Source organism: Lentibacillus cibarius (assembly GCF_005887555.1).
Lineage (GTDB): Bacteria > Bacillota > Bacilli > Bacillales > Amphibacillaceae > Lentibacillus > Lentibacillus cibarius.
The window spans coordinates 1,709,866-1,722,081 of record NZ_VCIA01000001.1 but is presented as its reverse complement, the minus strand read 5'-3'; the positions used below and the strand labels follow the sequence as shown (position 1 = coordinate 1,722,081).

Below are 12,216 nucleotides of genomic sequence, written 5' to 3'. Positions count from 1 at the left end.
CATAGTAAATAACATATCTCCCGATAGCCATTGTGTCAACGCTCAAATCACCGCGTTATTTTGATGTTAAATGCTAAAGTTTAAATAAAAGGATACGAAGGTTTTTTCTAATATATGTTAGAAAGAGGGTGCTCTTTAATGTCGAATAACCAAAATAGAAATAATAACAGTACAATCACTCTGACAAGTAGTAAGAAAGCAAAGAGACTCGGGATAGCTATCGGAGTAATTGTTTTCGTGAGTGGTGTGATTGGAAGGAAAAGTTATTGATAAATTATTTTAAAGTTAAAATTGCAACGAACGGGCGCTTATCTTTATAAGTTGATCTACTGTTTGGTAATTACACTTGATCTATTCGTGATACAATATAAGTAAATATAATCGGAGGTGACTCAAATGAAATGGGAAGATGTACGCCAAGCCTTTCCAGAAAAATGGGTTTTAATAGAAGCTGTTCAAGCACATACGGATGATAAAAGTGAGCGTGTGTTGGAGGAAATTTCACTTCTAAAAAATTTTTCAAAATCTTCTGATGCCATGAAAGCTTATCAAAAAATTCATCAAGAAAATCCTGAACGGGAATTATATGTACTTCATACAAGCCGTAAGGAACCTAATATCATTGAGAAAAAATGGGTAGGTGTTAGGAAATAGTGAAGAAACTAATTTTTGAAGAAGGTTTATTACTTACGGATATGCAAATAACGTTTGATAAACAGTCACTTCATTTACAACGTGTTTTAGTTGATACTGGTTCAGGGAGTACAGTTATATCAACAGATTTAGCAGAATCCATAGGGATTGTACCAGAGATAAATTGCTTTCTAAGACGATGTTGTAGGGTAGGAATAAAATGGATTTGTTTCTTTGGCTAATAGTTCTTTATTTTGCAATTGGTTTCCTCATTTATTTTTCTACAGTAAAAAATGTGAAGCATAAGATTGCCTTTATTAAAGCAGATGTCAAAATAATGGTACAATAATGTTAAATGAAAGGGGCGGTAAAATTGAGGTGGTCAGAAGTAAGAAAAATGTACCCAGATCAATTTGTAAAGCTAAAAGTACTTTCATCTCATGTTGAAAATAATCAAGAAATCGTTAAGGATATGGCTGTGATAAGCCGAATCAGCAACAAAGGAACTCTTAAAATCAAAAGGTGAAGATTTAGTTTATCACACTTCTCATGAAAATATTGTTCTCGAAGTCCGACAAGATGTAGGGCTGAGGAGATTCTACTAACATGAAAATAAAATACAAACATGGATTATTGCTTGTAGATATGACGTTAAACTATAGTGGCAAAAGTAGTCAGATCAGGAATATGGTGTTAGATACAGGTGCTGCCCAACATTGATATCTCAAGGTGCAGTAGACGATATTGGCCTTGAGGTTGGTTTGGATGACAGGATTGTCACTTACTTTGGAATTGGTGGGAAAGAGTACGCATTTAGAAAAAATATCGACAGTATCCAAATTGGTGGTTATGTAATCAAAAATATTGAGGTCGACTTTAACGATTTTGGATATGAAGATATTAACGGATTACTTGGTTTGTTTTATTATGGAGTTGAATCATCTTTTTGGCTAAACTTTTTTATTATTGGTCATCGTTGGGCTATTGTTCTTTTCGTTTAGTGCCATTATGAGAATAGTTCTCAAAGTTGAAAAAAAGGAAATCCTTTTCACATAATTATTTGAATCCTTTGTATAGAAAATGGGGGTGTGACCTATGTCCATTCCTGAGAAAATTATAAAAGAAATTGATATGTTGAGTGAACAAGAAAGGCAAAAGGTACTTGATAAGATTAAGGAAAAATATATGGCTCCCGATGTAATTTTGTTCGGGGAAAACTACTCTTGGTGGGATAACGAGGAGGATGACATATATAATGAGCAATAAAATGAAGCAGGGTGAGGTTTGGTTGGCGGATGTTCGTTTTGAAGGAACGCATCAAATCAAACAATGCTAATATTTTATTGTTGGTAATGAGTTGGCGTTAGATGTAGGTGTCATTATTGCACCGGTTACTAGTCAGAAATCAAGAAACCAATTTGACGTTGTTTTGGAGTACTGGAAAGAAGCTGGTTTGTTAAAACCATCTGTTGTACGTACTTCTAAAATCACTTCTATACACGGTTCAGAACTGAAACGTCATTTAGGTAATTTACATAACCATGACCTTGAAAGCGTTTTAAATATGTGCAAAAGATTATTTTAAGAAGAAACTTATTAGCTCTGCAAACGGGCCATATTATTTAATAAAAAGTGAGGGGGGGTAGAAGATGAAATTATTTTTTAATCTAATACCTTTATTGCTGGTGATTTTAGGAATATTAAATTATATGTTCTTAACAAAAGGAGTAGGTTTAACCGCTGTGCTTTTTGCCGTTGGAGTTGTGATTGCAATTTATAATATTATAAAAAAGCAACATATACTTACTGCTGCCTTAAGCATTATCATTGTCATTGCATCAGTGGCTTTATTCTTGTATTTGGTTAATGCTGGTGTGTAACAAACGGGCGCAATTGCGGTATAAAACATTGCGCCCTTTACGCCATATGAAGGCCATTTAATGGGTTAACTCCTTTCAAGAAGGTGGCGGATAAAAAATGAATTTGGTACTAATGCGTGTATCACTTTCTGTTCTGGGAGTAATCCTATTTGGTGTTGTAATATTATTCGAAACCGATGGTGTACTAGGCTTTATAATGGCATTGTTAGGTTTAGGCCTTATATTTATAGGTTTAACATTGAATGGGGAAGGTTCTAATTATATTTATATCATTTTCAGTAATTAGGCGCTTAAACCGAACAACTGAAGATTGAGTCAAGTACTTGTGGGAGATTTTTTTCAAGTCCCTTTTTTGTATTGTTTTAGTCAACTTTTGGTAACGGTTTCATGTTTATATCATTTTAATCAGTTGGTGCTTTTTTACTTTTTCAAATTCCCCGTAATCCTTTTAATGCGTCTGTAATTGGTTTCCCGATAGCCTGCCTCAGATAACCCAGATTGTTGCGTGTTGCTTCTGCAGCACTTTCTTTTAGCTTTTCTACAAAGTGTTTAGGCGGCTTTTCTTCTTTGCTTTCCTGTATTAATTCCTGCGTCTGTTCAAGTATCCCCTGCAGCGTTTTTATCTTCAGATTATCTTTGAGGGCAACCATGATATCGATGAATTTATCAAGCCCTTTATCACTCCAACTACGCCCGTTTTTGAGCCTTCTAGCGAACACACTCATCGTTCCCTCTGCACTCCCCATCGGGCGGAATCCTGTTGTATCTATGCCCCTCTCTTTTAGTTTTTCACGGTAATCTCCCAGTGCCTCTGGATATTGGGAAAGCTGGGCAATTAACTCTTCCAGCCGTTCTTCCTTCTTTTCATTTTCAAGCGTACCCACCGCACTGTTTAATTCCACCATGAAACCTTCCCAGTCATAGCTTGCTAGTTTCTTTCGGATGGAGCGGTATCTTGAATGACCCCGAAACAAACGCTGCACATCCCGGGCAACATGAAAACGGTCGATGACAAAGGTCGCATTATGCTGGAAATGATCCCGGCAGGATGTGATCCACTTCGCTCCATCCCCATTAATAACGAGGTGGTGCCTGGTCGGATCATACTCGTAAGTAGCCATTAGATACTGCTCAAATTCTTCCCAGAACGGCAGATTTCCTTCATGAATGAAATGTCGCTTCTCTATCAGCTTTGCTCGTTTACCATTCATTTCCCAGCCCTGATGCACACTGGCAATCTTAATTTCCTTGCCTTTTTTCTTTTTCTCTTGGCTTTTCGTATAAAGCCCGTCCACCTCCACGAATACAACATCCTGTTCGAGTGGCACTGACTCTTCCGGCACAACCTCCGTATTCAAAAGCTGCTGGCGTATACCTTCATGACTGATGACAGGGTAGCCCAAAAGCTTCTCCATTGCCTTCCCAGCCTGTCGATAGGAAACGCCTGTTACAGCCAGTTCAATAGCCAAATCTTGCACCACCGGACTCATTCCCTTTGTGCCGTCAAAAGCTAAATACTGATCCAATAAATAGACATACTTTCCCGTCTCTTTATCTTGATAATAATTTCTTTTCAGTTCCACCTGCCCAAAGACGGACTCAAACTTTAATGTTCTTTTATCCTTCAAATAAAATCGTTGCTTATCCCTTTCTGAAGCAATCGCCTCATCTATTTCCTGTAACGTCTGTGCCATCACCTGAGAAAAACTTTCCTGCAATGCACGGTATGTAATTTGTTCTAATTCTTTCATTGTAAGCGCAGATATGATATCTTTCATTAGAGGACCTCTTTCTATAGTTGTTGTTGTAGCAGACTTAACTATACAAGAAAAGGTCCTCTTTTTCATGTAAAACACCCTTTAAACTACCGCGCTTCGCTTGCTGGCCTCATCTTTGGCGTAGAAGTCTTCCGACTTCAACACCAAAGATGAGGTATATGTTCTCCCATAAACATTTTACTCTAACACAACTGAAGGTACTTTTTGAAGAAAAGAGGATAATTTTGGGGATGAGCAGATTAATTAGAAGCCTATTTAATCGGATTTTGGTGGTATTACTAATGTCATTCATTTTGACATCCTGTGCTGGATTGGGAGACTATTCTATTGATCTTCCCGGAAATTTACAGGTTGATCGAATAAATGGAGAAAATATTGTAATTTCCCTAATAGATGACGCAAGTGGAAGTGGAACCACCATTGTACCGGCAAAAGTTGCTGAAGTTGGGTGGAACAAGAAATACATCATTGTTAGACAAACTGATCAAAAAGAAGGCTTTTGGGTTGTTAAAGTTGATACTGCAAAAGCAATTGGACCCTTAGACCATAAAAATTTCCTTAAGAAGAAAAAGGAACTTAATATACCTAGTGAGGTAGAACTTAAGAGTCTAGATTATTACACCAAAGAAATGTAACTGCGTAAACAGGTGCGATATCGAACACATTTGTGCCAGAATAGGGCGCAATTCCCAAATAAGGAGTGGCGCCAAGATGCCATATCAGAGCCATTATGTTGAATAATAATTAAATGATTTAAGGAGCATTATGTTGAAGAAAACCTATATTCATATCCTAAATATAATTGGCCTTATTGTATTCTTAGTATTTAACGCTTTTGCTTATCTTGGTATGAATTTTACTCCATCAAATGAGCCTCTTACTGCAGAATATGTTTTTCTAGCTAGTTTTTACATAATTTTGGGAGGCTTTTATTATTTACAATTAAAACACAGCACCATCAAAAAATTCATAGTCATTATTATTATTGAATCGCTTTTCCTTTATACGTGGGGGTTATTCGGGAAAGGGTTATTAGAAACTTTGATTGAGTAAGATTTAGTAGTAAGAATAAAGGTTAATTTACCACTAACGGGCGCTTTCGCGGAATAGGAATGCGTTCAAGGAGGGATTTGTTGAGTGAATTTCCAAAGTGGTTCTGGTTTTCTATGGTGGCATTTATTGTAATTTCGTGGCTTTTATCTGGCGTAGCTCACTTTTTTTCAGACTTCTTAATAGTAAACTTTGAATGGTATGTAGGATATTCGCTTTTTTATTTTAGTTTACTATCTTATCCAATCTTTTTTGTAGTCATTTTAATAATCCTATTTAAAAAGATTGAATTGAACTCGGATGAAAAAGTGTGGGCTTTTATATTTCTAATGATTCCGTTAGCTACTAATTTACCAATTTTCAATCCACTCATATTCTTAACTTAACATAAAGAATCAAAATGTTATTTCGCTAACGGGCACCATTCCAGAATAAAACTTGGCGTCCGTTCGCATACATAAGGCGCCATTTTGTGGAATAAGTCAGTGATATCAAAAAACAGTTTGGGGGATATTATGTTCAGAGGACTAAAAAACTTACAAAAGAATCCAGTTGCAATTTACGAAAGAATGAGCAAAGACAGAAAAATTATGATTGTGATCATAGGATTTCTGGTTGTTTTTTCTGGTATTATTACATTTCTAAATTACCAGGATAAACAAGAAGAAGAACGACAATATGAAGTATTCTTAAATCATTTTTACTTTTCGGTAGATGATTCATTAGGAAGAATTCAACATCTCATTGAAGAAAAACCGCAAAATGAAGAATTAGATAAAAGAATTCAATCGATTCGGGATGAGTTACTACAAGCTAATACTATTATACGGAATGGAAGTTCATTTTTGAATTCCGAGATCATTCCCACTCAGTTTTTCCGTTATTCCGTTTATTTCTTAGAGGGCATTGATATTAAAGGAACAGCTAAAATATCACCGATCGCTGAAGATGGTGCACTTGATGATAAAGAAATTAAATTGTTGAAAACCATTGCAGGATATTTGGCGAAGGCTAAACAAGAAATGTACTCTCCAAAAACGGGACAGGAAAATCCAGAGTTAACCATAAAGGAATTGAATCAAATTATTAGAAAGAATATTGATAAAGATATCGACAAAATTTATGAGGATGCTTTCTAAGAATATGGATATCGTAGTCAATAATCCACCGTTAAACAATCGGGCGCCATTCCGAAATAAGACTTGGCGCCCGTTCTATACATAAGCGCCATTTAACGGAATAAGGCTTATTGAACTAACAGGGCAGGGTTGTTGAAAAAACAAGTTTTTGTAAGGGAGTGGTAATTGTGAAAGGTAAACTGATTCTCCTTTTAATGGCAACTATCATTTTCAGCTTATTAGTTGGATGTGCTGCTAATGAAGAAGAAAAAAATTATATTCTGTTTTAGTGGTACAAAATGGAGATGATGAAACGGACGATATTATTACTGAGGCAATAGATGTTTCCTCAGAAAGATTTCACAAAATAGAATTCCTCAGAAGTTCAGAAGATGCTCAAGAACAATATCCAGAGTATAAAATAGAACAAGTTCCTGCGGTGTTAATATTTGAAACAGATGGAGCAGAGTTAAAAAAGTTAGAGTTTAAAACCTATGACCTAGAAAAAGCAGTAGCAAAATTAAAAGAAATTTCAAATTAATAATGGCTCTTATCCCAAAGATTAGTATTAGCAATAACTAGAGTTCACTTTTAAATACTTTCCAATCTTCATCAAACGGGCGCGTTTGCAGCATAAATCTTTGCGCTTTTTATGCCATATAAGGGCATAATGTCCAAGATTGAAAGTTAAGTTCAGAGGTGGTAAATTCCGTGGGGTTAATAATTTCAGCAGCAATTTTTGTAATGTTATTTTTATTTTTTATTTTTGCCTTTTATTTCACACTTAATTTTATTGAATACTTACACAAGAAAGATGAACGTGTTGTGAAGCAATCGAAATATGCAGCATTAGTTTGTTTTGGGGTTTCGATAGCAATCCTTGTTGGCTCCGGATATTTAGCATTGTTTTATCATTTGTTATAATTATTATTCAATAATACGATAGGGCGCAGTTGCGGCATAAACATTGCGCCTGAATAAAAAGAAGCCCATCCCTAAAGAGCTACTTGTTGTAACGTTATTTGGGGTTGTTGTTTAGTCAATTTATACATACAAAACATACTTTTTCACCTTTAGTCAAATTGACAAAGATGCCCCCTAAAAGGGCCTGAACTTTTGCTAGTTTTAGTGTATCGTTTTCTCCATCAATCCAAAATAAATTTCCTGTACATCATTCTGTAACTAGGTTCGTCTATATTAATCATCCCCGCACGGTGCAATACACAATCCAATATAGCTTCCAATGGCCAAGGCGCCCGTAAAGTGTTCATTTTTATCTAGCAAAAATTGTCTACTTTAGTTTAGCAGTTACATTGTCCTTAAGGTATTTGATAAGTTTAATTTTCTTTGGCACTTTTATATCTTTCTTTTTCATTATGTCCACAGCATAAAATGTTGTTAAAGTATCCGCATTGTTATTCTTATCATCGTAAATGGGAAATGAACCATTCTGTAATTGTCTTGAGTATATATATTCTTTTACAGCATTCTTATCTATATTAACCTCTGAATTTTTAAATTTGGAATGTATATCCATGATCACTTTAAGCTTCTTAATACTATTCTGTTTGTTTAATAATGGCTGAGTAGCTTTATTAAGGTATTTTTTATATTGCTTTTTACTAAGGAAATAAAAGCCATTCTTAAATTTATTATCAACACCTTTTATAAGTTGTAGATAATCACCATATGAAATACTCTTTTTTCCTTGTTTATTCAACAGTTCACTCGCAGTTTCTTTTAAACATTTAAAAGCTGTTTCTGGAACAGGTTTACCATATGACTTATAAACATCTAAAGCCATTTTGGTTGGCAAAATAAATTGCTCCTTATTCTTAGGGCTGTATTCTTCTTTAGAGTTAGATGCAAAACAGCCCGAACTTGTCTGTACCTCATTTACTGTTCCAACTACTTTCCTTTGATGTTTAGGCTCAATGTCTAGGAGATTAGCGATATTAACGTAGAGCCACGCATTATATAGGTTGTCAGTGGATAGATTAGGGTTTATTTTTTTGAACTTCTTTATAATGTCTTTTTTGTCAGAAGGTAAAGCATCTAATAAGCGAATAGCCTCCAATGAATAATTTAAGTCATATAAATCATTATTACTAATATTGAGTGACTTTGTCGTAGATTCTTGATTGCCATTAGATGAGTTATGTTTTCCAATTTCAAAGCTGGGTCCTATTTTGAAAACCAAAAGTATAATAACCCCAATGCAAAGTAATATAAAAAACAAGAATTTCTTTGTCATTGATAAAAATCCTTTCGCTTTCTTTTGATTATAACGTTACAGTTTAAAAGGAAGGAATACTTAAGAATTTAAGTAAGATCATAACTTCAAAATAATATAAATATATTGAAAGGTAAATGTTATTTTGAAAAGACCTGCATTAGAATCAAGCAGGTTTTTTTGAGATTTCCAAGGGGGTTGATAAAATCAATAACTTGTCCCAGCTTCACGAATAACTGCTTTGCCACGTATACTTTATATTCCTCCTTTCCATACTGGTAAGAGAATTCAGTTTAAAAGTTTTTTTCTTCATAGTACAATAGTAGATAAAGAGAATGGCAGAAGGTAGGGTATAAGCGTTTTGAATTCTATTCGTGATATCAATATAAAATCTATGTTTCCATCCGCTGTCTACAATCGTGGAGTAGAATATTATAACAATCATTTAGTCAGTGATCCGGTATTTGACCGGAATTTTAAAGTTTGGACGGCAACCGTGCACGGGTCTGACGATTACTTTGTGGAAATTAGCACACCTGATTTGGAAAACAGGACCATGGAAGCTCACTGTAACTGCCCGGCATTTGAAACGTTCGGTCCATGTAAGCATATCGCCGCGGTGCTATTAGCAATTAGCAATAGTGACAGAAGCAATTCGATTAGGAGATCCAGAGATTATCAAGTGACCAATTGGCTGATGAGTGCTATTTCATCATTAAACACATATCAACCCGCATCGGAAATCACACAACAAAAAACGCCATTGCATGTGGAATACTATTTGAAGTGGAATCTGGACGACAATCTGCTGCTCGAGTTGAAGGTAGGCGAAAAACGCTGCTTGGTCGTTAAAGATATTGATCATTTTTTACAAGATGTTTTCTCCGGCAATGAGCATTATTTCACCAAAACATTCACCTATAACCCGGATATACACTATTTTCATGAACAGGACAGGGCTATTTTAGAGCAAATCTTTTCCATTATTCGCAACGAAAAAGTCTACGCGGACAGAGGAATCTCTTATATCAGAGACACATCGGATCGCGCTGTGGTCATTCCGCCGCTGGTTTCTAAGCAGATGCTTTACTCACTGCAGGAGCGTGATGTCACGGTTAAAGCGGACACAGGCACGTACAGGAGTTTTGAGATTGTTGAAGATGCGCTGCCGTTTCACTTTGACTTAAAGAAAAATGGCAAAGACGAATTCACATTGTTGATGGACAATATGGATTCGATGACGTATTTCGAATATTATCATCTATTGTTTTACGATGGGGTGTTCTATTATCCGAAACAGGATCAGCTCCCAATTGTTGAACAGATCACCATGGCAGGAACCACACACGATCGTTTGCACATTACGAAGGAACAAGCGGACACCTTCATTTCCGAAGTTATTCCATCACTGAAAAAAGTAGGTGATGTGCAAATAGCAGATGATATTGCCTCGGAAATAATCGAGGCACCATTACACGCTAAATTGTTTTTGGAACTTGACGGGAATTGGATGATCGGCAAGCTAACCTATCATTATGGTGATTATGAGATTGACCCATTTACAGGGCGTGAACAAAATGACGGCATTGTCATCCGTGATATGGAAAAAGAACAACAAATCATGCACCTCATTGAATATGCCAACTTTCATTATAATGGTAAGGAATTATATATCGAAGCCGATGAGGAAACACTGTATGAATTTTTATACCATGTCCTGCCTGTACTCAATAACTACCTTGACCTGTTTATGACTGGTGACATCCGCAGCTTGCTTATCGACGGTGAACCCTCACCAAGCACAAGCGTACAGCTGGAATCCTCGTCGAACCTGCTGGAGATTGGGTTTAATGTGCACGGTATCGATGACGACGAGGTCGACCGTGTGCTTGATGCTGTCTTGGAGAAAAAGCGCTATTATCGTTTGCAGGATGGCACCTTCCTATCCTTGGAGGATGAGGCATTCACATCGATGAAACAGCTTTTTGACGACTTGGAGATTCAAAAAGACGATATTCAGAACGGCAATGTTCATATGCCTGTTTACCGCGGCACACAGGTGGACGAACTGATTGGAACACAAAAGCAATACGGTCCTGCATTCCAAAAACTGCTTCATCAGCTGAAGTCGCCGGAAGAACAGGTATACCCATTGCCGGAAAACTTGCATGCCGAACTCCGGAACTATCAGGTAACCGGTTATCAATGGTTTAAATCGCTCAGTGCCTATTATCTTGGCGGGATCTTGGCCGATGATATGGGGCTCGGGAAAACGATCCAAAGTATTGCTTATATGCTTTCCGATCCCGGTGAAGCACCGCACTTGATCGTTGCGCCATCATCTGTTTTGTTTAACTGGAAAAACGAATGTATAAAATTTGCGCCTGACTTGCAGGTGGCCGTCTTAGCCGGAACACCTGCTGAGCGTGAGCAAATGATTGAAGCATATAGCGATATCGATGTTTGGATTACCTCCTATGCAACATTACGACAGGATATTGCTTTATATCGCGAAAAAACATTCCAGACGCTTATTCTTGATGAAGCACAGTATATTAAAAACTATGCAACGAAAACGTCCCAGGCGATACGGCAGCTAAAGGCTGGCAGACGGTTTGCGCTGAGTGGAACGCCAATTGAAAACTCTATTGATGAATTATGGGCGATTTTCCAGGTGATCCTACCGGGACTGATGCCGAATCAGCGCAAATTCAAACAGCTGTCGCATGAGAAGATCGCCGCGATGACACGACCATTTATTATGCGGCGTGTAAAAGAAGATGTACTAAAAGAGTTGCCGGAAAAAATCGAAACCGTTCATGTATCTGAACTAACGAAGGAACAAAAACAGTTGTATGTCGGCTACTGGCGTCAGCTGCAGCAAGATGCGGCACAATCAATGGAAACGGAAGGATTCAATAAAAGCCGGATGAAGATTCTGGCCGGTCTGACACGCCTACGCCAGATTTGCTGTCATCCGTCCGTATTTATGGAGAATTATGAAGGTGAGTCCGGTAAACTCAATCAGTTGATGGATACCGTAAGAAATGCTGTCGCTAATGGGAAACGGATGCTCATTTTCTCACAGTTTACCAGCATGCATGAAATTATTATAGAAAAACTGCAAGATGAGGGAATTGACTACTTCTACTTACATGGACAGACTGCCTCTGAGGAACGCGTCCAGATGAGTGAACGGTTCAATCAAGGTGAAAAAAGTGTCTTCCTTGTATCGCTCAAGGCAGGCGGGACCGGGTTAAATCTTACGGGTGCCGACACCGTTATCTTGTATGACTTATGGTGGAACCCGGCGGTAGAAGATCAAGCGACCGGCCGTGCGCATCGATTTGGGCAGAAAAATGTGGTGCAAGTGATACGGCTTGTGACAGAAGGAACGATTGAGGAAAAAATTTATGACCTGCAACAGAAAAAACGGGAACTGATCGACCAGGTTATTCAGCCGGGCGAATCGATGCTATCAAGTCTGAACGAAGATGATGTGCGAGAATTGTTAAATATATAGA

At 37.2% G+C, this 12,216-nt stretch carries 13 protein-coding genes; 11 read left to right on the top strand and 2 right to left on the bottom strand.

Features of this window, described 5'->3' with window-relative positions; translation table 11 throughout:
• Nucleotides 1-396 precede the first annotated feature (396 nt).
• From FFL34_RS08185 to FFL34_RS08165, 5 genes are all read left to right on the top strand, one after another.
• On the top strand, nt 397-654 hold the full coding sequence (locus tag FFL34_RS08185; RefSeq protein WP_138603012.1) for a hypothetical protein: 258 nt from the start codon (nt 397-399) through the stop codon (nt 652-654).
• Between the two features lie 695 nt (nt 655-1,349).
• Nucleotides 1,350-1,634, top strand: coding sequence for a pepsin/retropepsin-like aspartic protease family protein (locus tag FFL34_RS08175; protein ID WP_138603011.1), 285 nt, complete (start codon nt 1,350-1,352; stop codon nt 1,632-1,634).
• 94 nt (nt 1,635-1,728) lie between these two features.
• Nucleotides 1,729-1,899 carry a hypothetical protein gene (locus tag FFL34_RS18225; protein ID WP_171046329.1) on the top strand — a complete coding sequence of 57 codons (171 nt, stop codon included), beginning with the start codon at nt 1,729-1,731 and terminating at the stop codon, nt 1,897-1,899.
• 91 nt (nt 1,900-1,990) lie between these two features.
• Nucleotides 1,991-2,218 (top strand): type II toxin-antitoxin system PemK/MazF family toxin, encoded by a 228-nt coding sequence (locus FFL34_RS08170; protein WP_181955055.1) that lies wholly within the window; start codon nt 1,991-1,993, stop codon nt 2,216-2,218.
• Between the two features lie 64 nt (nt 2,219-2,282).
• Nucleotides 2,283-2,513, top strand: coding sequence for a hypothetical protein (locus FFL34_RS08165; RefSeq protein WP_138603009.1), 231 nt, complete (start codon nt 2,283-2,285; stop codon nt 2,511-2,513).
• Nucleotides 2,514-2,941: 428 nt separating this feature from the next.
• On the opposite strand, the gene FFL34_RS08160 is transcribed toward FFL34_RS08165, so the two are convergent.
• On the bottom strand, nt 2,942-4,291 hold the full coding sequence (locus FFL34_RS08160; RefSeq protein ID WP_234031459.1) for an ISLre2 family transposase: 1,350 nt from the start codon (nt 4,289-4,291) through the stop codon (nt 2,942-2,944).
• Nucleotides 4,292-4,572: 281 nt separating this feature from the next.
• Between FFL34_RS08160 and FFL34_RS08155 the strand changes: the two genes are divergently transcribed.
• The 5 genes from FFL34_RS08155 to FFL34_RS08135 all read left to right on the top strand — a co-directional run bounded on the left by FFL34_RS08155 (nt 4,573) and on the right by FFL34_RS08135 (nt 7,383).
• Nucleotides 4,573-4,926: a DUF3997 domain-containing protein gene (locus tag FFL34_RS08155; protein WP_171046328.1), complete on the top strand. Its 354-nt coding sequence runs from the start codon at nt 4,573-4,575 to the stop codon at nt 4,924-4,926.
• Between the two features lie 133 nt (nt 4,927-5,059).
• Nucleotides 5,060-5,344 carry a hypothetical protein gene (locus FFL34_RS08150; protein ID WP_138603006.1) on the top strand — a complete coding sequence of 95 codons (285 nt, stop codon included), beginning with the start codon at nt 5,060-5,062 and terminating at the stop codon, nt 5,342-5,344.
• Nucleotides 5,345-5,856: 512 nt separating this feature from the next.
• Nucleotides 5,857-6,480, top strand: a complete 624-nt coding sequence (locus FFL34_RS08145; RefSeq protein ID WP_138603005.1) for a hypothetical protein — start codon at nt 5,857-5,859, stop codon at nt 6,478-6,480.
• Between the two features lie 268 nt (nt 6,481-6,748).
• On the top strand, nt 6,749-7,000 hold the full coding sequence (locus FFL34_RS08140) for a hypothetical protein (RefSeq protein ID WP_138603004.1): 252 nt from the start codon (nt 6,749-6,751) through the stop codon (nt 6,998-7,000).
• 170 nt (nt 7,001-7,170) lie between these two features.
• Complete coding sequence (locus tag FFL34_RS08135; protein WP_138603003.1) at nt 7,171-7,383, top strand: hypothetical protein; 213 nt, start codon at nt 7,171-7,173, stop codon at nt 7,381-7,383.
• 367 nt (nt 7,384-7,750) lie between these two features.
• Here the strand turns inward: FFL34_RS08135 and FFL34_RS08130 are convergent, their stop codons facing one another.
• A complete protein-coding gene (locus FFL34_RS08130; protein WP_138603002.1) occupies nt 7,751-8,713 on the bottom strand; it encodes a prenyltransferase/squalene oxidase repeat-containing protein in 963 nt (320 codons plus the stop codon).
• A gap of 340 nt (nt 8,714-9,053) precedes the next feature.
• Here FFL34_RS08130 and FFL34_RS08125 point away from each other — a divergent pair, with 340 nt between their 5' ends.
• Entirely contained in the window at nt 9,054-12,215 is a 3,162-nt protein-coding gene (locus FFL34_RS08125; RefSeq protein ID WP_138603001.1) for a DEAD/DEAH box helicase, read from the top strand.
• The last annotated feature ends 1 nt before the right edge of the window (nt 12,216 follow it).